The sequence below is a fragment of the Trichocoleus desertorum ATA4-8-CV12 genome (assembly GCA_019358975.1).
Classification (GTDB): domain Bacteria; phylum Cyanobacteriota; class Cyanobacteriia; order FACHB-46; family FACHB-46; genus Trichocoleus; species Trichocoleus desertorum_A.
Genome location: JAHHIL010000005.1, coordinates 17,168 through 41,153 on the forward strand (window position 1 = coordinate 17,168; position 23,986 = coordinate 41,153).

20 protein-coding genes are annotated in these 23,986 nt (G+C 49.8%); 10 read left to right on the top strand and 10 right to left on the bottom strand.

From position 1 onward, the window contains the following. Positions 1-5 precede the first annotated feature (5 nt). The 4 genes from fabD to KME12_06880 all read right to left on the bottom strand — a co-directional run bounded on the left by fabD (position 6) and on the right by KME12_06880 (position 4,009). Positions 6-887 (bottom strand): ACP S-malonyltransferase, encoded by an 882-nt coding sequence (gene fabD / locus KME12_06865; protein ID MBW4487494.1) that lies wholly within the window; start codon positions 885-887, stop codon positions 6-8. A gap of 41 nt (positions 888-928) precedes the next feature. Next, the gene (locus KME12_06870) at positions 929-1,927 is read right to left on the bottom strand and encodes a ketoacyl-ACP synthase III (GenBank protein ID MBW4487495.1); all 999 of its coding nucleotides are present in this window, start codon (positions 1,925-1,927) and stop codon (positions 929-931) included. Further along, a complete protein-coding gene (gene plsX, locus KME12_06875; GenBank protein ID MBW4487496.1) occupies positions 1,924-2,958 on the bottom strand; it encodes a phosphate acyltransferase PlsX in 1,035 nt (344 codons plus the stop codon). Before plsX ends, KME12_06870 begins: the two co-directional genes overlap by 4 nt. Positions 2,959-3,277: 319 nt before the next feature. Then, the gene (locus tag KME12_06880; protein ID MBW4487497.1) at positions 3,278-4,009 is read right to left on the bottom strand and encodes a response regulator transcription factor; all 732 of its coding nucleotides are present in this window, start codon (positions 4,007-4,009) and stop codon (positions 3,278-3,280) included. 172 nt (positions 4,010-4,181) lie between these two features. Between KME12_06880 and radA the strand changes: the two genes are divergently transcribed. From radA to KME12_06900, 4 genes are all read left to right on the top strand, one after another. Continuing rightward, a complete protein-coding gene (radA, locus tag KME12_06885; protein MBW4487498.1) occupies positions 4,182-5,699 on the top strand; it encodes a DNA repair protein RadA in 1,518 nt (505 codons plus the stop codon). Further along, positions 5,699-6,100 (top strand): biopolymer transporter ExbD, encoded by a 402-nt coding sequence (locus KME12_06890; protein ID MBW4487499.1) that lies wholly within the window; start codon positions 5,699-5,701, stop codon positions 6,098-6,100. Before radA ends, KME12_06890 begins: the two co-directional genes overlap by 1 nt. A 335-nt stretch (positions 6,101-6,435) precedes the next feature. Beyond that, entirely contained in the window at positions 6,436-7,119 is a 684-nt protein-coding gene (locus tag KME12_06895; protein MBW4487500.1) for a HEAT repeat domain-containing protein, read from the top strand. Positions 7,120-7,425: 306 nt separating this feature from the next. After that, on the top strand, positions 7,426-7,902 hold the full coding sequence (locus tag KME12_06900) for a tetratricopeptide repeat protein (GenBank protein MBW4487501.1): 477 nt from the start codon (positions 7,426-7,428) through the stop codon (positions 7,900-7,902). A gap of 39 nt (positions 7,903-7,941) precedes the next feature. Here KME12_06900 and KME12_06905 read toward each other — a convergent pair whose 3' ends face one another. From KME12_06905 to KME12_06920, 4 genes are all read right to left on the bottom strand, one after another. Then, entirely contained in the window at positions 7,942-8,832 is an 891-nt protein-coding gene (locus KME12_06905) for an LD-carboxypeptidase (protein ID MBW4487502.1), read from the bottom strand. Then, a complete protein-coding gene (locus KME12_06910) occupies positions 8,829-9,920 on the bottom strand; it encodes a glycosyltransferase family 4 protein (GenBank protein MBW4487503.1) in 1,092 nt (363 codons plus the stop codon). Before KME12_06910 ends, KME12_06905 begins: the two co-directional genes overlap by 4 nt. Positions 9,921-9,999: 79 nt before the next feature. Beyond that, positions 10,000-11,292: a HEAT repeat domain-containing protein gene (locus KME12_06915; protein MBW4487504.1), complete on the bottom strand. Its 1,293-nt coding sequence runs from the start codon at positions 11,290-11,292 to the stop codon at positions 10,000-10,002. A 302-nt stretch (positions 11,293-11,594) separates the two neighbouring features. Then, a complete protein-coding gene (locus KME12_06920; GenBank protein MBW4487505.1) occupies positions 11,595-12,692 on the bottom strand; it encodes an EamA family transporter in 1,098 nt (365 codons plus the stop codon). Between the two features lie 491 nt (positions 12,693-13,183). Between KME12_06920 and sppA the strand changes: the two genes are divergently transcribed. Further along, positions 13,184-14,014: a signal peptide peptidase SppA gene (sppA, locus tag KME12_06925; protein MBW4487506.1), complete on the top strand. Its 831-nt coding sequence runs from the start codon at positions 13,184-13,186 to the stop codon at positions 14,012-14,014. Positions 14,015-14,172: 158 nt separating this feature from the next. After that, positions 14,173-14,604, top strand: coding sequence for a chorismate mutase (aroH, locus tag KME12_06930; GenBank protein ID MBW4487507.1), 432 nt, complete (start codon positions 14,173-14,175; stop codon positions 14,602-14,604). 80 nt (positions 14,605-14,684) lie between these two features. Here the strand turns inward: aroH and KME12_06935 are convergent, their stop codons facing one another. Beyond that, positions 14,685-15,656: a fatty acid desaturase gene (locus KME12_06935; GenBank protein MBW4487508.1), complete on the bottom strand. Its 972-nt coding sequence runs from the start codon at positions 15,654-15,656 to the stop codon at positions 14,685-14,687. A gap of 517 nt (positions 15,657-16,173) precedes the next feature. Between KME12_06935 and KME12_06940 the strand changes: the two genes are divergently transcribed. Then, on the top strand, positions 16,174-16,917 hold the full coding sequence (locus KME12_06940) for a COP23 domain-containing protein (GenBank protein MBW4487509.1): 744 nt from the start codon (positions 16,174-16,176) through the stop codon (positions 16,915-16,917). A 394-nt stretch (positions 16,918-17,311) separates the two neighbouring features. Then, entirely contained in the window at positions 17,312-19,093 is a 1,782-nt protein-coding gene (pyk, locus tag KME12_06945) for a pyruvate kinase (protein MBW4487510.1), read from the top strand. 77 nt (positions 19,094-19,170) lie between these two features. Here the strand turns inward: pyk and KME12_06950 are convergent, their stop codons facing one another. Then, entirely contained in the window at positions 19,171-20,007 is an 837-nt protein-coding gene (locus tag KME12_06950) for an alpha/beta hydrolase (protein MBW4487511.1), read from the bottom strand. Positions 20,008-20,153: 146 nt separating this feature from the next. Between KME12_06950 and gcvH the strand changes: the two genes are divergently transcribed. Next, positions 20,154-20,543, top strand: coding sequence for a glycine cleavage system protein GcvH (gene gcvH, locus KME12_06955; protein ID MBW4487512.1), 390 nt, complete (start codon positions 20,154-20,156; stop codon positions 20,541-20,543). A gap of 204 nt (positions 20,544-20,747) precedes the next feature. Continuing rightward, positions 20,748-23,780 carry an aminomethyl-transferring glycine dehydrogenase gene (gcvP, locus tag KME12_06960; GenBank protein MBW4487513.1) on the top strand — a complete coding sequence of 1,011 codons (3,033 nt, stop codon included), beginning with the start codon at positions 20,748-20,750 and terminating at the stop codon, positions 23,778-23,780. Positions 23,781-23,986: the final 206 nt, after the last annotated feature.

The window sequence follows — 23,986 nt, forward strand, 5'->3', positions numbered from 1 at the left end:
CTCACTTAGTTGGGGAGATCAGCAATAGTGCTGACATTCTCTAAGGCTAGAGTAGGAGCGGTGCGCTTGATTAAACCAGTTAATACTTTACCAGGGCCAATTTCTACCACTCGTTGAATGCCTTCTTCCGGTAGACGCAGAGAAATTTCGCGCCAGCGTACTGATCCAGTCATTTGCCTTACTAAACGCTTCTTTAGCTCGGTTGCCGCGATCGCTGGAGTCGGTTCTACGTTCGACAACACTGGAATTTGAGCGTCCGCAAAACTCACAGTTTCTAGAACTTGCTGAAACTCCGACGCCGCCCCTGACATCAAAGGTGAGTGGAATGCCCCCGATACATTCAGGCGCACAATCCGTTTCGCTTTGATCTGCGAAAGTACTGCTTCCACTCCAGCGGGAGTGCCAGAAATTACGACTTGGCCTGCATTGTTGTCGTTGGCGAGAACTACATCCTTGGTTTGAGCGATCTGTTGCTCTAACTGTTCGCGATCGAAGCCAATGATAGCGGCCATCATCCCATCAGAAGCGCTATCCATCAGCTCAGCTCGACGCTGCACCAAGCGCAGCCCAGACTCAAAATCAAAAGCTTTAGCAGCATAAAGCGCCACATACTCGCCTAGGCTATGACCCGCTACCAGATCAGCCTGTTGGCCTCTGGCTTGCATCAAGTCAACCAAGATGCTTTCGACGACATAAAGACAAGGCTGGGTATAGAGGGTGCGGGAGAGTTTATCTTCCTCACTTTGGCAAACTGCTGGAACAGACCAACCCAGAATCTGTTCTGCTTGCTCAAACTTAGTTTTTGCTTCGGGTAGCTCTAGCAGATCTACCCCCATCCCGATCGCCTGAGACCCCTGCCCAGGAAACACCCATGCCGTCTTTGTCATGTCTAGTTGATATCAGCGGATCAAGATTCAAACTTTATCACTTATCGGTCCCAGTGAAAAATTGCCGCTCCCCAGGTCAGGCCAGCTCCAAAGCCAGAAGCTGCAATCACGTCTCCTGGTTTAACTTGGCCTTGCCGCACAGCTTCATCTAGGGCGATAGGAATGGAAGCAGCAGAAGTATTCCCGTACCGAGCCAAGTTGCTGATCACTTTCTCGGCAGGCACCTTCAAGCGTTGGGACACTGCATCAAGAATCCGTTGATTGGCTTGATGCAAGAGCAACCAATCAATTTGCTCGACGCTGAGTTCGGCTCGATACAGCGCTTTTTCAATGACTTCCGGAACCCGCTTGACTGCGAAGCGGTACACTTCCTGCCCATTCATCGTCACAGGTTGGTAAGCTCCCAAACCTACTGTGACCCCAGGAATGAGTTCTTGAGGTTGAGGTTGGCAGCTTAGGTTGAGCGAACTATTTTGAGTGCCGTCGCTGCAAATTTCAAAGCCTAAAAGGCGATCGCGCTCATTAGCCTGGATGACTACAGCCCCAGCACCATCCCCAAACAGCACACAGGTTCGGCGATCGGACCAATCGACCCAGCGGGACAACATATCTGCCCCGATCAACAAGACATTTTTGTAAACACCCGTGCGAATAAATTGGGCCGCCGTCACCAATCCAAATACAAAACCAGAGCATGCCGCAGTTAAATCAAAAGCCACGGCTTTAGTAGCGCCCAGTTCAGCTTGAATTTTGCTGGCGGTGCCAAACAGGTCGTCGGGAGTTGAGGTTGCCAGAATGATCAGATCGAGGTCAGCCGCTGTAATGCCTGCCATCGCGATCGCATTTTGGGCCGCTTCAGTCGCGATCGCAGCAAGAGAAGTTTGTGGATTGGCCAGTTTGCGTTCCCGAATTCCCGTCCGAGTCGCAATCCACTCATCTGAGGTTTCTACAACCTGGCTTAGTCCTGCATTGTCTAACACAGTTTTGGGAGCAGCTGAACCACTCCCCGTAATCGCAATTCCAGATGGCAGCACGACTATTCTCCCTCACTTGCAGGAGCAGTCTTTCTTCCATAACACGATTGAATTCGATCTAGAACTTGATGATCTACAGCTTCTTTAGCGAGACGCACCGCATTAAAGATAGAAGGCGCTTGAGAGCTACCATGACTGATGACACAAACTCCATCCACTCCTAGCAGCAAGCCGCCCCCATGCTCCGCGTGGTCCATCCGCTGCTTGATCCGCTTCAGGTTTGGCTTTAAGAGCGTTACACCCAACTTGCCATTCAGTCCCTGGGGTAATTCTTCCCGCAAAATTTGCAAAGCCACTTCACCCACTGCTTCAGCAAATTTCAGCAGAATATTACCCACAAAGCCGTCGCAAACAATCACATCAAAGTGACCAGACAAGACATCGCGTCCTTCCGCATTTCCAACAAACGGAATCTGAGGATTATCTTGCAGCATTTGATGGGTGCGCACCGCTTGGTCATTGCCTTTGCAAGGCTCTTCACCAATATTAAGCAGCCCAACCTTAGGAGCCTCAACCCCTAAAACGTATTGGCTGTAGATAGTACCCATGAGCGCAAACTGCTCTAGGAACTTCGGGCGACAGTCAACGTTGGCACCAACATCTAAAATCAACACTGGCTTTCCAGCTACCAAGGTTGGCAACACAGCGCCGATTGCAGGTCGGTCAATGCCACGCAACCGCCCCAAACGCAGTAATGCCGCTGCCATTGCGGCACCCGAATGGCCCGCTGAAACGACTGCATCCGCTCGCTTTTGCTTGACCAAATCCATTGCCACATTAATAGATGCCTTAGGCTTTCGCTTCAGGGCACCTAGGGGCTCCTCAGTCATCTCGATTGTGCCCTCAGATGGAATGACTTCCAAATGAGCAGAGCTATTATGTTGCTTGAGGTAAGCCTGAATTTGGTCAGGGTCGCCTACTAGCAAAGCTTCAATACCGAGTTCTTCTTGCGCTCGCAGCGCTCCAGCGACTATTTCAGCAGGGGCGTGGTCCCCGCCCATAGCATCGATTGCGATCCGTGCCCGAGTTGGTCCCATTGATCAAACTTATAGAAACCTTACAAATTTTATCAGATGGCTTCTACGCCATAGCTAATCCTTAACAGTCTACTCAGTCACTTCAACAAATTACGCAGAAGTGCAAAGACTTCGCCCAATTATGTTACTCAAGTTATACCTTAAGTCCTTAAGTCAAGATTGAGCAAATCACATTCCTTACAGGCGGCTAAGCCCTGATTGAGAGCCTAGCCGAAAAATGATTAACGCGCATCTGATCAGCCACTAGGCTTCCAAGTAAGAATGTGTGAAACAGATGAAGCAGGGAAGTAATTTGGCGTAGTAGGTTGTGAACTGAGCCTTATTCATCAGCACCGGGTTCGACAATCCGCTGAAACAGGTAGCCAGTTCCGCGCGCGGTCAAGATCAGCTCAGGATTGCTGGGGTCATCTTCTAACTTGGCTCGTAGCCGAGAAATATGTACGTCTACCACTCTGGTGTCTACATGTCGCTCAGGTGTATAGCCCCAAACTTCTTGCAAAATTTCAGAGCGAGAGAAAGGTTCGCCAGAACGACTCACAAGCAGTTCTAGGAGACTGAATTCCATGCCAGTGAGCCTAATGCGCTCGTCACCTTTGTAAACTTGACGCTTGTTGGTATCGATGCGTAAGGCGTTGACGTGAATAACGCCAGAGCTAGGAATTCCAGAGGTACCTGTCTTCTCTACCCGACGCAGTACAGAGCGAATCCGAGCTTCTAACTCTTTGGGGGAGAAGGGTTTGACGACATAGTCATCCGCTCCTAGCTCTAGCCCCGTAATGCGATCGGCCACATCTCCCAAGGCTGTTAGCATGATGATTGGCACATCAGACTCTTTGCGAAGTTCCTGGCACACGCCGTAGCCGTCCAGCTTTGGCATCATCACGTCCAGTACAACTAGGTCGGGGGCAGCATTGCGAAATGTATCTAGCGCTTCTTCGCCATCCGCAGCAGTGACGACATCGTAGCCAATCATCGAAAGGCGTGTTTCTAAAATTCGGCGGATACTGGCTTCGTCATCAACGACTAGTATCTTTTCTTTGTGATTTTCCAACTTATCCAACGCTCCTGTAAGTAGGATTTCTGATAGTTAATTTTTAGTACTTTATCATTAAGATAGTACCCTATTTGGATGGTTGAATACCGCTGAAACTCTCATCATTATTGCCTTTCGGTTTTTCTTAACAATTAATTTGCCTTTAAGAGTATTTAAGAATAGCTAAGTAATGCCCAAAACTCGATCTCACTATGTCTGCAACCAATGTGGTGCAGAATCTCCGCAGTATTTTGGTAAGTGTCCATCCTGTCATGCTTGGAACTCTTTAGAGGAGCAGATCGTTAAATCTAATTCTGGGACTGCAACTCCAATTGGTCTCACAGCAACTGCTCGCCTCAATGGTAAAAAACGCGCTTCGTCGAGTGCTTCTGTACAGGCTCGCTCATCCCTCACCTTTGAACAGATCTCTGATCATCCTCAAGCGCGAATCTCTTCTGGCTATGCAGAACTCGACCGTGTGCTAGGGGGTGGGATTGTTCCAGGATCTTTGGTTTTGATTGGGGGAGATCCGGGCATTGGTAAATCAACGCTGTTGCTACAAGTCGCCAATCAATTAGGAACTCAGCATCGCATTCTCTATGTTTGTGCGGAGGAGTCTGGGCAGCAAGTGAAGCTGCGATCGCAACGCTTAGGCATTGGTAAGCAACCTCCTGTGCAGGTGCCGCAACTCTCAGCCGAAGAAACAGCCGCAGGGGCTCCAGGGCCGAACTTATATCTATTGCCAGAAACAGATTTGGAAACTGTGATGGCAGAGTTGGAATCGTTAAAACCAACGGTAGCAGTGATTGATAGTATTCAGGCGCTTTACTACTCTGCGTTAGGTTCCGCTCCAGGTTCTGTATCCCAAGTGCGCGAATGTACCTCAGCTTTGATGCATGTGGCCAAACGCGAACATATCACGCTGTTTATTGTGGGGCACGTCACCAAGGAGGGCGCGATCGCGGGGCCGAAGGTATTGGAGCATTTAGTCGATACAGTCTTGTATTTTGAGGGCGATCGCTTTGCTAGCCATCGCTTACTGCGCTCCGTGAAGAACCGTTTTGGTGCAACCCATGAGCTGGGTGTGTTTGAAATGGCCGATCGCGGATTGGCAGAAGTCTCCAATCCATCTGAGTTGTTTCTGGGCAATCGGGAAGAGGTTGCTCCTGGCACGGCTACGATTGTGGCTTGCGAAGGTACCCGCCCGATTGTGGTGGAACTCCAGGCGTTAGTTAGCCCTACCAGCTACAGCTCTCCTCGCCGCTCCACGACAGGGATTGAGTACAATCGCTTGCTACAAATTTTGGCGGTTTTAGAAAAGCGGGTCGGCATTCCCCTCTCTAAACTAGATGCCTATGTGGCTTCATCGGGTGGCCTTAATGTGGGTGAGCCTGCTGCTGACTTGGGTGTGGCGGTTGCGGTCGCTGCTAGTTTCCGCGATCGCGTTGTTGACCCTAAGACCGTTTTGATTGGGGAAGTAGGTTTGGGGGGACAAATTCGCCCTGTCTCTCAAATTGAGTTACGCCTGAAGGAAGCCGCTAAGCTAGGATTCAAACGCGCAATTATTCCTAAAGGACAAACCGTTCCAGACGTTGAACTAGAAATTATTCCGGTGGCCAAAGTGTTAGATGCCATGATTGCAGCGCTACCAGGCCAACACCGACATGCCCCAGAAACAGAAATCCCTGATGCTGCGGAAAGCAATTAATGCGTCTACCTACTGAACCAGATATACCGCCCCAGATCAACATCGTGCCGATGATCGACGTCATCTTTGCGATTTTGACATTTTTTATTCTCTCAACGCTTTACCTGACCCGCTCTGAGGGCTTACCCGTCAGTCTCCCCCAAGCAGCAACGGCCCAAGCTCAAAATGCCACTCGCATTACAATCACGATTGACTCCCAAGGCCAAATTGCCCTCAACCGCAAAGCTATTCAGCTGGAGACTTTAGAAACGGGGGTACGTGGCTTGATTCCTTCCGGTCAGGAGTCGCTGGTAATTCTAAATGCTGATGAAAACGTTAGACATGGACAAGTCGTACAGGTGATGGATCGCTTGCGGCGGATTCCCGGAGCGCGTTTGGCGATCGCGGCCCAAAAGCCCTAACAGCAATCTTGCAATTTTCATCAGTTTAATGGCCTCGCTGGCCTGTATTTGTTCAGATGGAAACAGCGAGGCAATGTTTTTGTGGGGTGAGTCTATTGGTTTTCTGAAAAAATATTTAAGATTCTATACATAAATGTTTATAGTCTTTGTAAAAAAAAAATAGAAAAACCAGTAGTACCATCTTTAGCTTTTGAGTTCTCTATAGTCTCTGCAAGTTCAGCTAGAAAAAGCTTCCAAGTTGTTTTCGGATTTATTCAACTAGATGGAGTGGAATCAACACTCCCATAACTATCTTGAGAAGTGTGAAAATTTGTAATATAGCAAGATTAAAGTATATGACTCCTTCTCATCTAGAACAGATTGCCAGTCAGCTAGAAAGCGAAAACTCGCGCGATCGCATGTTAGCCTTGGCTTCTTTGCGGGGGGTTTCAGCAGTTGACGCAGTACCCCTGATTAAAAAAGTGCTGGACGATGAAAACTTACAAATCCGCTCAATGGCTGTGTTTGCCTTAGGTGTCAAGCCTACCGAAGAGTGCTACCCCATTTTGATTCGCTTATTAGAGAACGACCCAGATTATGGCATTCGGGCTGATGCTGCGGGAGCTTTGGGTTACTTAGCCGATCCGCGTGCGTTGGAGCCGTTGTCTCGAGCTTTTTATGAAGATACAGATTGGTTGGTGCGCTTTAGTGCAGCGGTCTCTTTGGGTAACTTGAAGGACCACCGAGCTTATGATGTGTTGGTTCAGGCGCTAGATAGCAGTGAAATTGTTGTACAACAAGCGGCGATCGCGGCTCTAGGTGAGATTAAAGCCGTAGAGGCAGTAGACAAGATTCTGCGTTTTGCCCAGTCGGAGGATTGGCTGGTGCGCCAACGCCTAGCTGAAGCTTTGGGCCATCTTCCGAGTCCTAAAAGTGTCTCAGCTTTGAAGTTTTTAGAGAAAGACGGCCATCCCCACGTTTCAGAATCGGCTAGAATTTCTCTCCAACGTTTATCCGAACAAATAGAAGCTGCCGAATAAAGTTTGTTAATGATAAGACCTGTCTGGCTTTAAATCAGGCAGGTTTTTTGTTGCCCGCACATTTACAGCTAAAGCGGAGCACCCCTAAGCGGTGCCCCTAGCTCAGTGTACGGAGGCCATCTCTAGGTTGAATTACACTTCCTTGATGCTTTTAACGCTTTTACTCCCCAGTCCATAAAGACTCTAAAAAGTTTGTTCTCAAGGCGCTTCCAGTGCTTTCGGCTTTGATAGAGTCGAATTACGGTTAGGGAACTCAAAGGTAGCTTTTTTGACACAGTTAAGCGCAAAAACACGGGGACAAACGTAATGCTAGTTTCTAATTCATGGTGGTTTAAATTTCCGATCGCCCTTAGTCTGACCGCAGCGATCGCAGCATCTGCTTACGGTTTTGGTGTCGCCAACAAGGCACCTGCTAGCAAGATCCAAGCGGTTGATTTATTAGAACAAGGCTTTTCGTTACGAGCCGCAGGTCAACTGCCTGAAGCTTTGGTAGCTTTTGATCAAGCCATTGAGATCAAGCCGAACTACGCTGAAGCCTACACGGCCAAAGGAGCCTTACTCGCAAAGCAAGGCAAAAACTCCGAAGCGATCGTTGCCTTTGGTCAAGCAATTGAAGCCGATCCACAGTTGTCCGCTCCTTACTTAGGCTGGAGCCAGGTGTTGATTCAGGAGGGCAAATTTATGGAAGCTAAAGTAGTGCTCAGCCAAGCCCGCAGCACCCTGAAACAACAAAGTGACACTCAGCAAGCTGGAGTCGTAAATCACTTAATGCCCAGCTTCTAAATGACCCAACTAGCCTCAGCCTTTTTTCAAACTCTAACTTTACTCAAAGTGCAATAGTCCTTGATCACCATCTAAGGTAACGAGTCTACCCACTGGCAATGCCGCATTAGGGCCATCGTGACCAAAGGGCAAGCCAGAAACAATGGGAATGTTGAGGTCGCTGAGGCGATCGCGCAATACCTCTTCGACGCTAAAGCTGGGCACATTGACAGGCGGTTGGCACTGGCTAAATCGCCCCAATGCGATCGCCCGCACTGCTTGGAATGCTCCGCTTAAGCGCCACTGCGTCAGCATGCGGTCAATTCGGTAGGGTGCTTCCGAGACATCCTCGAAGGCTAAGATGACACCTTCTAGCTGTGGTTGATGCGGTGTGTGCAGCAAGTGAGTGGCAACCGTCAAATTAGCAGGCAGCAGAATGCCTCTGGCTTGTCCGCCTCCCCAGCCTTGGCCTTGTAGCGGAGCCAGAGAATTACGTCCTTCCACCCAGCTAAATAGGCGCTCAATTGACCAATCTGGCTCAGCGGCCAGTGTCGTCAGTAAAGGGCCATGAACCCCAGAAACTTCTTGCTGACTCAGGCTCCACAGCAAGCTGGTGATGTCAGAAAAACCGACCAACCATTTCGGCGGTGTCGGCGGCCAGTGCCAATTTTCTAGAAGGCGCGCCCCTCCATACCCCCCTCTAGCACAGAGAATGCCTTGGCAATCTGGATCTTTTAACGCAATTTCTAGCTGCTGGCGACGGCTAGGATCATCCCCTGCCAAATATCCCCACCGATGATCAAATCCTGGGGTAAGTTCTACCGCATAGCCACGCGATCGCCAAATTTCTACCCCTTGCTGAAAGGCCTGCAATTCTCGCAAGGTGCCGCTAGGGGCAATTACGCGCAAGCGATCGCCAGGCTTGAGGAAAGGCGGAAGTTGGCAGTTCATGCTGGCCTCAAAATATCTGCAAACCATTCTTCCATGCGATCGCCCATTGCCGCTTGCGAAAACTCTGCCTCAGCTTGTTGGCGACAGGCCGCCCGATCGATCTGGTCAATCTTGGCGATCGCTGCCACTAAACCAGGAACACTATCGGGTTCCACCAGCCAACCCGTTCTGCCATCTTTGACTATTTCTGTTGGCCCCCCCCGCCGATAGGCAATCACCGGAACACCACAAGCTAACGCTTCAATCGCCACATTGCCAAAAGCCTCTATCCAGCGCGGTGTCACTAACAAAGCGCGACACTGCCGTAATACTTGCTGCAACTCAGTGGTGGGTAGAAAACCCAAGTATTCAACGGGAGCCTTGGGGTAGCTTTGGCAGAGTTGTTGCCAATAAGCAGAGTCTTGCATTGCGCCCAAAATCTTCAGCGGTATGCCTGTCTCTTGAGCCGCCGCGATCGCATCTTCCAAACCTTTTTCGGGAGCAATTCGCCCCACCCACCCTAGCCAAGCTTGAGGTTCTGCACAGAATTGATACAGAGACAAATCGAACCCATTGCCTAAACAACGGCACTCTGCGGCGAAGGGAAACGTGGCTGCTTGAGCTTGGCTATGGACTCCGATAGTGTGGGGAAATTGTCGCGCTACTTGTGCAATGATTTGGTCCATCGCATTGGTCAGCGAACCCATACTCACCAGATGCGCGATCGGACGTGGGAAAAACGGAGTTAAGTAAAAAGGCAACCAATCGTAGGCAAAGTTCACCAACAAGTCGTAGTCTGCGGCAACTTGAAGAGCATAATTCCACATATTGGCTAGCACCGCCTCACCTGGCATCACGATGGGGTCAGTTCTCAACTGAGTTTGAGCAGTCGTCTGCAACTCCCCTGCAATTTCGATGATGGGCAATGACCCCAAGCAAGAACCTGTAGGCGCAAGAATCTGTAATGAGTGGCCCCGACTTATCAGTTCTTGAGCAATGTTGTACAACGTTAGCTCAACCCCACCTCCTAAGCCAGACCCTAAAGGCCCCACGGAGGTAGAAACCAACAAAAGCTTGAGCGGGCTATCCAGTGAAGTAGTTGCACCCATTGAGTACTGATGAAAAGAACAAATTGATTCTGGTCAGATCGTCCTAGTCAGATTGTCGGGCCAGATTGTCAAAGAACCTTTATGACTCAGAGATATTCTCAGGTAAAATTTCTGGTGGACTCACAGCATTTTTCAGGGCTGGGACGCCTTCCACATTCGCAAGCGTCTTAATCCGATTTACTTGATTGAGTGCCCAACGGGCCGTTTCTTGCACCTCTGCATCCGGGTCCTCTGTTGCATGACGCAGAAGTTGGCTAATTTGACCCACTAAATCGTAAATTCGCGTGATGTCTCGGATGGCATTTTTCCGCACTTCTGGATTTTCATCCTGCAAAGAAATTGCTAAAGCCCGGTTCATTGGCTTCAGGGTTCGCACCCCAATCTCTGATAAGGAAGCGAGGATTAAGCTGCGCTGCTTGGAGTCGGAATCCATCATCAAATCAACGAGTGGCTGCACCGCATGGGTATCACCGCGTTGACCCAGTTCCCAAATGGCTTTGCGCCGCTTCGCCGGATCAGGACTCCGGAGATCCTGAATTAGCTCCTCAACAATGTTGATTTTGGGCAACCGTGTGGTTTCTCTGACGGGCAATTCCTTGGGATTTCTGGCCTGTGATGAATTACTACTATTGACTGCTACACCCGGAGCACTATGACCATTACTACTGATCTCAACCGCAGGTTTGGGAGTGTCGGCCTGAGGCGGGACTGGCGGTTCCGAACGATTTACCTCTGGCCCTAAGAAACCAGCAGGAGAAGAATCAGGGTCGGGTAGAGTGTGAGGCTGCTTCGATGAACTGCTGGCTCGGTTCAGTAAATACAAAATGCCAGTTCCAGTGGCAGCGATCGCAATGACCCCGATCAACCAGCCTATCCATCTCCCCTGTGGCTTCGCAGGTGCAGGATCTGGAGCCGATTCTGGCGTAGGTTTCGGGGCTGCGCTCTGAGCCTTTTGCAACTCTTGTAAGCGGGAAAGTGTGCTGGGACCAGCGACACCATCCGCACTCAGCCCGATCGCTTTTTGAAAATTTAAAACAGCAATTTCAGTGCTTTGCTCGTAATTGCCATTGACGGAACCCTCGTAGTAGCCTAGCAGCTTCAATGTGCTTTGCAATTGCTGTACTGCTGGCCCTTGAGCCCCAGGTTGGAGGGTGGTCGCTGGGCTACTAGGGAGGGACTGGGATGTAGTTGGTGTAGGTTCACTAGGAGGGGCTTGGGCTAGGCGGAGCGTGCTATTGAGTGGATAAGCACTGTGAGCCTCAGAAGTATTTACCCTAGAACGAACTCCTGGGTAACTCCTTGCTGGCTCAGGGATGACACCGAGGAAAGTGACACAGGTAAGCAGGAGTAGAGTGGAGCGGTAGAGCGTCATAAGTAAACCCAAGGCTTAAAAACTACAACCAGGGCGAGCTGCGAGAGTGTGATTGCTGCGAAGTTAACATAGCGATTGTGACTCTCATAAGCCTTCAAAAGATTCCTTAGTTTTACGGTATAGGAAGGCATCTTAGAAGGACTTATCTTACATTCAAGCTTACGTGGCAAAACACTGGGTGATCAATGCACTTGTAACTTAGAACCCTGATAGTTAAAGTCCCGATCTCAAAATGCAAGTCGGGCTTGATCAAACTGGTACGACGATTCATAACTCGTACTAATCGCCAATCACCGCTAAATCTAAGATTCTGATTCGGTTACTGGTAGAGGCACCCTCGTAATATTACTGATATTACTTGCAGGTTGGGGCGATCGCTCGACAGGAGAGGTATTTCCCTCGGTTAGGGCAGTTGGCTCCGCTACGGCAGAGCGTTGCAGTTTCTGAGCGATCGCCTCGCGCTGATTGATGAGATAGATGCTGACCAATGTCAGACCGACCCCAAACCACTGCAAAGGACTTAATACTTCCGCTAAGAATAAATTACCAAATAGCAGGGCAAACACAGGCGTCAAAAACGTCAAAGAACTTAGACTGGTGAGGCTACCACTAGAGGCAAAGTAAAAGAACAGCCCATAGGCGATCGCACTGCCAAAGATCGTGGAATAGCTCAATGCCATCCATCCGGAGAAGTCAAGATGCACCCACTGATCGGACTCCCACAACGACGAAAACGCGAAAAGTGGTAGACCTCCCAATATCATATGCCAGCCCGTTGCGGTGACTGGATCGGCATGGCGGAAAACTAAGCGGGCCATGACCGTTCCTACCGCCATAGACAGAGCCGCTAAAAGCATTAGCCATTCGCCATTCTGAAACAGTTGGTGTAGTAGCTCCGATCCGGAGGGTAAGGAGGCGATCGCAAAATTTCCTTGCAGTAACCCCCAAATCCATTCATCGGGTAGCCCTAGCAAGCTAATCCCCAACACCCCTAGGCTTAGACCGAGCCAACCCCATAAACCAATGTGTTCGCCAAACAACCAACAGGCCAGCAGAGCCACAGCCAATGGCTGAGAGTCAATCATGACTGAACCCAACCCCGCACTGGTTCGGGTCAAGCCTTCCGCTAAAAAGCCTTGAAATAAGGCTCCATCTACCAAGGCAAAATTCAGAATTCCTAGCCAAGCTGCCCATCCCCGTGGTTGCGGTCGTTGCATCAGCGCTGCGATCGCTAAAATCATCATCCCCGCAGGCACCAAGCGCACCCCTGCTAAAAACATAGGGGTAGTCTGCGGAATGACTCCTTTCATTGCTACCATCGCCGTGCCCCAAAGGAAAAAAGGCGCAATCAAGAGGAGCGGTGCTACAGCTAACTTTGAGTCAGAGGGTTTTAGAGGCATGCAATAACTCCGGGAAAGGCTGGGCGGTGCCAAACACTAAACTTGAGGCCCGCATCCTGATCTGATCTAGGATGCTGAGTGTTCGAGAGAACTGAGCCACAGCTCGTGACAGCTCGTAGTAGGTCTTTACTGATTGTACTGAGGCATGTAGTTATGTTAAGTAGCTTACATAAACATACTCGGGTTTACCACTACGCTGCCGAGGTTCAGGCAAACGGCTAATTCTGAGGAGCCTATTAAGCGTTGCATCTATTGCATCTAGAAGAGTATAGCCACCTTGACAGTAGCAACCCCAACCTTTTCAATCCAATCGTCCAAGAATTAAGGCACACTAGGAGTCAGACCGCTCCAGCTAACAGTGCAATACTTCTAACCTGCTGGTCAGCTTCAGCTCCTTGAGGAAAGCTGAAAACTTGGGCTGTCATCCTAGTCTGAGTCGGTTGCCTCCTCAAAATTGACTGACATCATTTCGTACTGGTTCTCAATTACTCATGATTTGGCCTTTCAAGCCTCGGTCTCGAAAACAAATTGCTCGCATTGAAGTCTCAGGGGCGATCGCAGGAGCTACCCGCAAGCGAGTTCTGGAAGCCCTCAAAACGGTGGAAGAAAGAGAATTTCCGGCTCTGCTTCTACGGATTGACAGTCCTGGCGGTACTGTTGGGGACTCTCAGGAAATCTACAGTGCGCTCAAACGTCTGAGCGAAAAAATCAAAATTGTTGCCAGCTTCGGCAATATTTCTGCATCGGGTGGCGTTTATATCGGCATGGGCGCAAATTATATTGTGGCCAATCCGGGTACCATTACTGGCAGCATTGGGGTGATTCTTCGGGGCAACAACTTGGAACGGCTTCTAGAAAAAGTAGGCGTTTCCTTCAAGGTGATTAAATCTGGTCCCTACAAAGACATTTTGGCTTTTGACCGAGAACTGACAGAGTCAGAAGCTAGCATTCTGCAAGCAATGATTGACACGAGTTACTTACAATTTGTGCAGACGGTGGCTGAAGCCCGTAAGCTGGCAGTGGATACAGTTAAAAGCTTTGCGGATGGACGAATTTTTACGGGTGAGCAAGCCCTAGAACTAGGAGTTGTAGATCGCTTAGGCACCGAAGAAGATGCTCGTCGTTGGGCGGCGGAACTTGCAGGTCTTGATCCAGAAAAAACTCGTTGCTACAACTTGGAGGAACGCAAACCCTTCTGGAGTCGCGTTGTTCCTAGTACCGGGCAAACCCGCTCAGGGAGTTCAGGGATGAGAGCTGGCCTCGATTGGATGGAGTTTGAGTTGTCTACCAGTGGTCTGCCCTTGTGGCTTTACCGACCCTAGCGACCAATTTGCCTAAAATTGACAATTTAAAGCCTTGAAAATCCTAGATTTTGTTAACATTGGCTCGCGTTGTCAAGATTTTCAGTTATCGTTGCGATCGCTCAGGTTAGATGATCTGAGCCATAAAAATCCAACTTGATGAATATTGGTTTAATCACATGACGGAGGATGAGGGCGTGGAATGGAGAGTTCGGGCAATTCGTGGTGCAACAACTGCCTCAGACAACACGGCTGAGGCAATTCGAGAAGCAGTCGCTGAGCTGTTAGATGAGTTAGAAGCTCACAATCAACTCGATCCAGAAGAAATTATCAGTGCGACGTTCTCTGTTACCCGCGACTTGGACGCCATCTTCCCGGCTTCAGTAGCGCGTGAACGTCCCCGTTGGCAAAACGTTCCTTTACTAGATGTGCAACAAATGCATGTCGAAGGCAGTTTAGAGCGTTGTATTCGCTTCTTAATTCACTTCAATACCCCAAATCCGAACGTGGAAATCCATCACCCTTATCTGCGGCAGGCCAGAAGCTTAAGACCCGACTGGATCTTGGCCCAAACAGGCTTAGCCTCCCCCGTCGCCAAGTCTCATCGCTAACCAGTAAATCCTCAAAAAAGGGAGCCAGATTTAACTCTGCTCCCTTTTTTAGTTGTTTAGACGGGGGTTAAATGGGTTGCTTAACTGTGAACTTCTAAGCCCTGAGTTACCTCTAAGCTACTGTTGGCTTGGCTAACCTGGCTAATAGGGGCAGTTGCTTCTGGAGGTTCCGGCGATCGCGGACGATGCCAGCGAATGCCTAGGAAGACATCATACATAAAGTGCCAAAAGTCTTTGGACTGCGATAAACCCAGTGATTGGTGGCAACCCTTAGCATCTAACAAAGGCTGAGTTGCATAGTAGGCAGGCTGATAGTTATACCAAGGAACAGCAGGCCATAAATGATGGATCAAATGGTAATTCTGACCCATAATCAGCAGGTTCAGAATCCGATTGGGATAAACTCTAGCGTTCTTCCAGCGATCGCGCTCCTGAAAAGGTCGGTGGGGCAAATAGTCAAAGAATAAGCCTAGAGCTAAGCCCACAACCGCTAGAGGCACAAACCAAAAATTAAAAATGTAACCCAGGAAGTCGTGCTGGCAGGCTGTGTAAATCAACGCGGCAACGGCTAAGCGACCGAGAAACCACTCCCACAGTTCGTACTTCCGCCATAGCTGACGGCGAAAAAAGAAAATTTCGTGGTACATGAAACGAGCGGCAATAAACCAGAGCGGCCCCCCGGTCGAAACAAAATGATCGGGGTCGTTGTCTGGATCATTCACATTGGCATGGTGCTGCATATGTACGCGTGTAAAGACTGGGAAAGAAAAACCCAGCATTAAAGCACTGCCATGCCCAATAGCGGCATTGATGATGCGATTGCGATGAGCCACATTGTGGGACGCATCATGAATCACAGTTCCCACCATATGTAGAGCAATGACAGTCATGGTAAAGCAGCACCAGTCAAGCCATTCCCAACACCAGTAACCCAGTATCGACAGGATTTCTATGGCTACCGCTGCCAGGAACATTAGCAGCGTCGGGTTAAATTGACCCGGAGGACCCATTAACTCCTTCGGCACTGTCAGGGGCTTCACTGCCTCCGACATCGTATCCATACTCCTTCTTTGTCATCCTCGCGTAGTATACGATACGAATGCTTAATAATAAAGTTTTGTGAAACTAGCTCATCTAATCAGAGCTTCGCTAACAGTAGCGTCAAGTAAATAATTTGAGCCAATTTTTAGAGCAACAAGAACAGTTTAACCTCAGACGTTCACGGACGTTGCTTGACAACCTCAGCTTTAAACACTTCAGCAGAAACCCAACTTCAATGAAGACTCGGTGAAATCATCCTCCTAGGTTGGCAGATCTTCCGATGTAAATGCTAGGTCTGAATGTGATCAGGGTTGTAGGAGTGCTTTGTCGCATTAGGGCTTTATTGCATCAGGGGTGGTGCTGTTGCGGTGATTAGTTGTCATTCACTCTGAAGGGGCTTTGATTATGGTGTTATTACAATCTCAAGGTGATGCTCAAGGTCGTTTCAAGCTAACGTTTCTCACTTTTAAGGCCACAAGTTTGGCTACAGGAACTGCGGTGCTCTTGGGTAGTGGTTTGCTCGCAGGTATGGCTAGTAGCGCGATCGCTGCCACACCTAGCAGTTCTGGATCAGCATCAGAGGATATTCAAGTACAAACAGAGCCTGAGAATTCAGAGTCTGCCCCCGCCACGAATCCAACTAGCGGCTCCCCTCAAACTGGCCTAGCAAATAGACCCCGCTTTACTTGTGAGATGCTCAATGGCCAGTACACGGTGGTTTATCACCCAGAGAGCCGTCCCAGCGAATCCTATCCTTGGGCGACACCCAGCCAACTAGGCGGTGGTTGGACTCCTCAAGCTCGTTGTCAAGAAATCAGTCGTCGCCTAGAGTTCTACCGTCCTGATGGCCTACAGGAAATGCGAACAGCGGTGGAAAATAACTACAACACAGTTTGTGTTACCACCGAGAAAAATTCAACTTGCCGCATCGTTCTGACAGTCCCGCCGAATCAAGACCCACTGACGACTCGCGATCGCGTCTTTCAAAACTTGACGATTGCTGACAGCGGCCAACAAACTCAAGCTGCTAATACGTTTGTAAGTAGCAGTCGTGTAGGCAATAGTCGTGTAGGCGGCAGTAGCCGAGGGGGTGACAAGTTGGACGAATTGGTTAACTTAGGTGTCTCGCTTCTAGGTGAGCGACAGGAGCGTTCTAGCAACATCAACTTACGACCCTTCCTCGATCCCGCTGATGGTGGAACAGGCAACAAGCTAGGTCAAGGTATGTCTACTCGCAACAGTCCTCGCCTCAATCCAGCTAATTTTCGTTAGGTAAAGATTAAAGTAGGGTGGGTTTTGCAGATTAGTTTTTTTAGCGCCCTGAACAACTAAGCCTACTAAACCTGATTAAATCCACCCTAGAGACTGAAGGCACCTAAAGATTCTGTCGCTTGCCCTTGCAGGTTTTTGCAAAAGGGACTAGCCAAACGTGGTAGTATCCCTGTTGCCGCCTTGCAAAGAGGCAACAGCATTTTCCTCAGCCGTTAATTCTTTGCTATCAACGCATGCGACTATTGATAGTTTAGAGTTATTTTCTTGTTGCACTTCACTTCAGGCTTTCATTTCACGCCTAGGCTGAAAAGTGCAGCAAGTCACCGCTAAGCCAGTATCCTGAGGACATCAGCGGTAGGGTCTCCTTCAGTCTATTTTTACCTTCTTGGAATCCATGCAACTGCGTAACTCTCCGCGTCGGACAAAGATCGTCGCAACGATTGGCCCCGCTACTAGTAGCCCAGAAGTTCTGCGCGCCCTGATTGAAGCGGGTGCAACTACTCTGCGTCTCAATTTTTCTCATGGAACGCATGAAGATCATCAACGCAGTATTCGTCTGATTCGGCAAATTTCTTTTGAGCTGAATCAACCTGTCGGAATTTTGCAAGATCTCCAAGGACCCAAAATTCGGTTAGGGCGGTTTGAAAACGGGCCTATTACGCTCAACCGTGGCGATCGCTTTATCCTGACGAGTCACGCTGTCCCTGGTACGCAAGAAATCAGTTCTGTGACGTACGAGCCGCTAGCAGAGGAAGTGCCTGAAGGGGCCACTATTTTGCTCGACGATGGCAAAGTGGAAATGCGAGTCGAGCAAGTAGACCGCGATCGCAAAGAGTTGCATTGCGAAGTGGTAGTAGGTGGCGTCCTGTCCAACAACAAGGGCGTTAACTTTCCAGGGGTCTATCTGTCGATTAAGGCGTTGACCGACAAAGATCGCAAAGACCTCACGTTTGGTCTCGACCAAGGCGTTGATTGGGTAGCCCTCAGTTTTGTCCGCAATCCCCAGGATGTGCTGGAGATCAAAGAATTGATTTCCAATGCGGGTAAGCAAGTCCCGGTAATTGCCAAGATTGAAAAGCACGAAGCCATTGAGCAGATGGAGGATGTGCTTTGCCTCTGTGATGGCGTCATGGTAGCGCGGGGTGATTTGGGCGTAGAGCTACCCGCTGAGGATGTCCCCATTTTGCAAAAGCGATTGATCGCCACAGCTAATCGGTTAGGCATTCCGGTGATCACCGCTACCCAGATGCTAGACAGCATGGTGAGTAATCCGCGTCCCACCCGTGCTGAGATTTCGGACGTAGCCAACGCCATTCTGGATGGTACAGATGCCGTTATGTTGTCGAACGAAACCGCAGTTGGTAAGTATGCCATTGAGGCAGTTGCAACAATGGCCCGGATTGCGATTCGTACCGAGCAAGAGCAGATTCGCCGCAACCTAGAAAGCGACGGGCGATCGATCCCCAATGCCATTAGCCAAGCAGTTGCTCGCATTGCCGAACAGCTAAATGCATCTGCAATTATGACGCTGACCAAAACGGGAGCCACAGCTCGTAACGTTTCTAAATTTCGGCCTCATACCCCCATTTTGGCAGTGACCCCGCATGTAGATGTGGCCCGACAGTTGCAACTCGTGTGGGGTGTTAAACCCCTGTTAGTGCTGGACTTGCCTTCTACTGGGCAAACTTTTCAGGCCGCGCTTAACGTCGCTCAAGAAAAAGAGCTACTCTCTGAAGGTAATTTAGTCGTCATGACTGCTGGCACTTTGCAGGGGGTATCTGGCTCCACCGACTTAATTAAAGTAGAAGTGGTGACAGCTGTCCTGGGCAAAGGGATCGGCATTGGTCAAGGCTCCGTCAGTGGGCGTGCACGAGTGGCTCATGCGAGTAATGAAGTCAGTAACTTCAATCCGGGCGACATTTTAGTCACTTCCTGCACCAGTGTTGATTATGTAGAGATGATTCGTAAAGCCGCTGGCATCATCACTGAAGACGACAGCTTAACTAGCCACGCCGCAGTGATTGGCTTACGTTTAGGGGTACCTGTGATTGTCGGAGTTAAGAATGCGACCGAAATTATTCGAGATGGCGCAATTTTGACTCTCGATACCCATCGGGGCTTAGTTTACTCTGGTGCGGTTGGCGCCGCTCAGACTGACTCAGCGATTACGGTTTAACTGGTTTCAAACCTTTTATCCATAAAGTCAAGGCGATCGCCCTCGATTACTTAGTTAGCAGGAGCGATCGCCTGAGCCTATTTGGATACTGCCTCTGAAGTTTGAACCAGCTGAGCAAATGCCTGCAAGTGCTTAGCATAGCTAGGACCCGCTACATCTATTAAGTCGTCATGGTTAGCATTCTCGACCCAAATGCCTTGCTTGGGCGAGTTAGCCGCCTGAAAAAGCTGCTCCCCATGCTGAAACGGAATAATTTCATCAGCAGTTCCATGCATAACCAGGACTGGGCAGTGTATCTGCCTTATCTTGGTGATGTTAGCCAGTTTGTCAAACGGGACAATAGGAATATGGGCGACCACGCGGAAGGCTGTGACAAAAGAGCTTTCCACAATTAAGCCAGCGACAGGTTTACGAGCCGCTAAGTCAACGGCAACGCCACCCCCCACCGATCGCCCTAAAGCAATAATGCGGTTGGCTGGAACTTTGAGAGTTTGGCTGAGATAGGTATAGGCGGCATCAGCGTCTTGGTAGGCATGCTGCTCAGAAGGCTGACCTTGGCTAGTGCCATAGCCTCGGTAATCGTAAGCAAACACGGCAAAACCAGCCTCATGAATTGTGGTGAGTGCCGCTTCAATGTCCCCCAAATCTTCAGCGTTACCATGACTGTAGAGAATGGTATAGCGTGCCTGAGAATTGGGTAGGTAAGTTGCTGAAATGAGGGCACCATCTGCTGTTCTGAGTTTGAGTATGGCCTCTGTGTCTTGATAAGTAGCGGGTTGCGGCTGAAAGATCTGTCGGTCAGTCAAGAAGAAAGCGTAAAAGCACAGAACTATATAGATCAACAGGGCAGAGCGTACGAACCGCTTGGCTGAAAAATCACCCAAGACCAGCCGTTTGAGTGTTTTTGACTTCATTGAGGACTAGCGTGGAGAGAGGCAAGGCGGTAAGACCCGCAAGAATACTTCCTACTATGCCCAAATAGGCTACAAGACATTGTCAGAACCGACTAAATCTTGCAAGCTTATTGGAAGTGTAGTGACTTATCCGGTGAGGAATTGGTATGGCCTTTGAATATCCCAATGATCTAAAGTACCTAGACAGCCATGAGTACGTGCGCTTAGATGGCGATATCGCTACGATTGGTATTAGTGCCTTTGCCGTCGATCAACTGGGTGACATTGTATTTCTAGAGCTACCTGAGATTGGTGACAAGCTAGTCAAAGGAGAGACCTTTGGTACGGTTGAGTCAGTCAAGGCTGTTGAAGATCTCAATGCTCCAGTGACAGGGACTGTAATTGAGCGCAATACAGCAATGGTGGATGCGCCGGAACAAGTAGCAGAAGATCCTTATGGAGAAGGGTGGCTGCTCAAGCTCCGTGTTGACGACTCTGATGAATTAGACGAAGCCCTTTCGGCGGAAGAATATCGCCAACAGGTCGAAGGCGAATAATTTCCAGAAGGCCCCTGAAGGCTTGGAGGAAGCGATCGCCAAGTAGCAGCAGTTAACTGCATTAGGTTGCGCAAAATAACTGAGCAAAATATCAAAGACGCAAGCGTATTCTGGTGAAATCAGGGTCAACTATCCATTGCAAATTGTTGCAAAATGGTCAGAAATGACCTTCTTGTGTCCCTAAGTTCCATGCCAGAGTCTTTCATGTCCGAGCCTTCTACCTACGAGCAAGGTGCAACTGGATTGAGCCATTCTAAATCTGACCCCCTAGCAGCGATCGAACCCGTGACTTCTTCTAAAGCAACCGTGAATGGATCTGATTTGCCAAGAACCAACGGTGGTGCTCATGGTGTTCAGCCAACCCAAACCCAAAGGGGGCTTACCCTAACAGACGAATTTGCAGACCGCCATCTTGGCCCTAGTGGGGCGGAAGTGGATCAAATGCTTTCCGAGTTAGGTTTTTCTAGCTTAGAAGCTCTCATTGACAAAGCTGTGCCCCCAGGAATTCGGCTCCAGCAACCGCTACAACTGGAGGAGGGGCGTAGTGAATATGAATTGCTGCAAGAGCTAAAAGCGATCGCCTGCCAAAACCAGGTGTTTCGGTCTTTTATTGGCATGGGCTACTACGCCTGCATCACGCCACCTGTGATTCAGCGCAACATTTTGGAAAATCCTGGTTGGTATACTCAGTACACTCCTTACCAACCTGAAATTGCTCAAGGTCGCTTGGAAGCTCTGCTCAACTTCCAGACGATGGTGATTGACTTGACAGGCATGGAAATTGCTAATGCTTCACTGCTGGATGAAGGCACCGCAGCGGCAGAAGCGATGGGCATGAGCTACGGGCTAGCGAAGGGGGATGAAAAAACTTTTTGGGTATCAGATGCCTGCCATCCTCAAACTATTGAAGTCGTAAAGACACGGGCACGGGCACTAGGGATTGAAGTCTTGGTAGGCGACCATCAAACCTTTGCCTTCGATCAGCCGATCTTTGGGGCACTTCTGCAATACCCCGCCACCGATGGAGCCATCTACGATTACCAAGACTTTATTCAGCGCGCCCACCAAGCCAAAGCGCTAGTGACAGTCGCAGCGGATCTCTTGAGCTTGACCCTACTCAAGCCCCCAGGAGAGTTTGGAGCAGATATTGTGGTAGGTAGCACCCAACGCTTTGGTGTGCCTCTGGGTTATGGCGGACCCCACGCCGCTTACTTCGCTACCAAAGACACTTATAAGCGGCAAATTCCTGGACGTTTGGTAGGTGTTTCTAAAGATGCTCAAGGTCAGCCTGCTTTACGCTTAGCGCTACAAACCCGAGAGCAGCATATCCGTCGTGACAAAGCGACCAGCAATATCTGTACGGCCCAAGTTCTCCTGGCAGTCATTGCTAGTATGTACGCTGTTTATCACGGCCCAACGGGCTTACAGCGCATTGCTCAGCGTATTCATCGCTTAACCGTTACTCTGGCAGAAGGATTGAGTCGGTTAGGGTACAAACTTGGTTCAGCGCCTTACTTTGATACCTTGCGGGTGGATGTAGGCGAAAAGCGAGCCACGGATATTGTGGAGCGAGGCATTGCGCATCAAATGAATTTGCGTCTGATTGATGCCCACACCATCGGCATCTCCTTAGACGAAACCACCTCTGCTGATGATTTGCTGGCGCTGTTCAAAGTTTTTGCTGGAAACCACACTCCTCCCTTCATCCCCGAAGAATTGGCAACAGAAGTAGATGCTGAGTTCAGCGATCGCTTTGCGCGTACCAGTGCTTACCTCACCCACCCAGTTTTCAGCCAACACCACTCGGAAACGGAGCTACTGCGCTACCTCTATCGCTTGCAGTCCAAGGATTTGTCGCTGACCACAGCCATGATTCCCCTCGGCTCCTGCACGATGAAGCTGAATGCCACGGCAGAAATGATTCCTGTCACTTGGCCTGAGTTTGGGCAGATTCATCCTTTTGCCCCCCTCGACCAAACCCAGGGTTATCAAACTCTTTTTCAACAGTTAGAGCAGTGGTTGGCCGAAATTACAGGCTTTGCAGGGATTTCGCTGCAACCTAATGCGGGTTCTCAAGGGGAATATGCAGGGTTGCTGGTGATTCGCCAGTACCACGAGCAGCGAGGCGATTTCCACCGCCATGTTTGCTTAATTCCACAGTCGGCGCATGGCACCAATCCCGCCAGTGCCGTGATGGCAGGGATGAAAGTGGTTCCGGTGGCTTGCGATCGCGATGGCAACATCGACGTAGCTGACCTCAAAGCTAAGGCAGAGCAGCACCAAGAAAACTTAGCCGCGCTCATGGTCACTTATCCCTCGACCCACGGTGTATTTGAAGAACCCATCCGAGAAATTTGTGCGATCGTCCATGCCAACGGCGGGCAGGTTTATCTGGATGGAGCCAACATGAACGCTCAAGTGGGGCTTTGCCGTCCCGGTGACTATGGAGCCGATGTTTGTCACCTGAACCTGCACAAAACCTTCTGTATCCCCCACGGCGGCGGCGGGCCTGGAATGGGGCCGATTGGTGTTATGCCCCATCTGGTGCCTTTCCTGCCAGGTCATGCGATCGTTCCCATTGGCAGCGAGCAAGGCATTGGAGCGATCGCCTCAGCACCTTGGGGTAGCCCCAGCATCCTACCGATTTCTTGGATGTACATTGCCTTGATGGGCGGCACTGGCCTGACTAAAGCGACCCAAGTTGCCATTCTCAATGCCAACTACATTGCTAAGCGGCTAGAAACCTACTACCCAGTTCTGTACAAAGCTAAGAATGGCTTAGTCGCCCACGAGTGCATTTTGGATTTGCGTCAGTTCAAGAAAACGGCTGACATCGAAGTCGATGACATTGCCAAGCGCTTGATCGACTATGGTTTCCACCCTCCCACTGTTTCTTGGCCTGTTCCCGGCACGATCATGGTGGAGCCAACCGAGAGTGAGTCGAAGCCAGAACTCGATCGCTTCTGTGATGCCATGATTGCGATCCGAGCCGAAATTGCTGAAATCGAAGCGGGTCAGGTTGATCGGCAAAACAACCTGCTGAAAAATGCCCCCCATACAGCAGCGGCTTTAATGGCGACAGAATGGGACAAACCTTATGTTCGTGAACGAGGAGCTTACCCCACCCCTTGGACTCGCGAAAACAAGTTTTGGCCCGCAGTCGCCCGGATTGATAATGCCTACGGCGATCGCAACTTGGTTTGCTCTTGCTTACCGATGGATGCCTATACGAGTTAGAGGTGCCACCAGTCACAGGTCAGAAGCTAGGAATTAGAAGTTAGGAAAACTAGATACCTACTAGCGACCAATAACTTTTTCCTGCTTCTGGCGCTCCGCCGCTGATAGCTGTAGATAACGACATATGTAGGGGCGACTCGCTCCTACGTGTCCTTATGCATTGAAACTGAACTATAGAAGCATTGACTAAAGCGACATGAATGTAC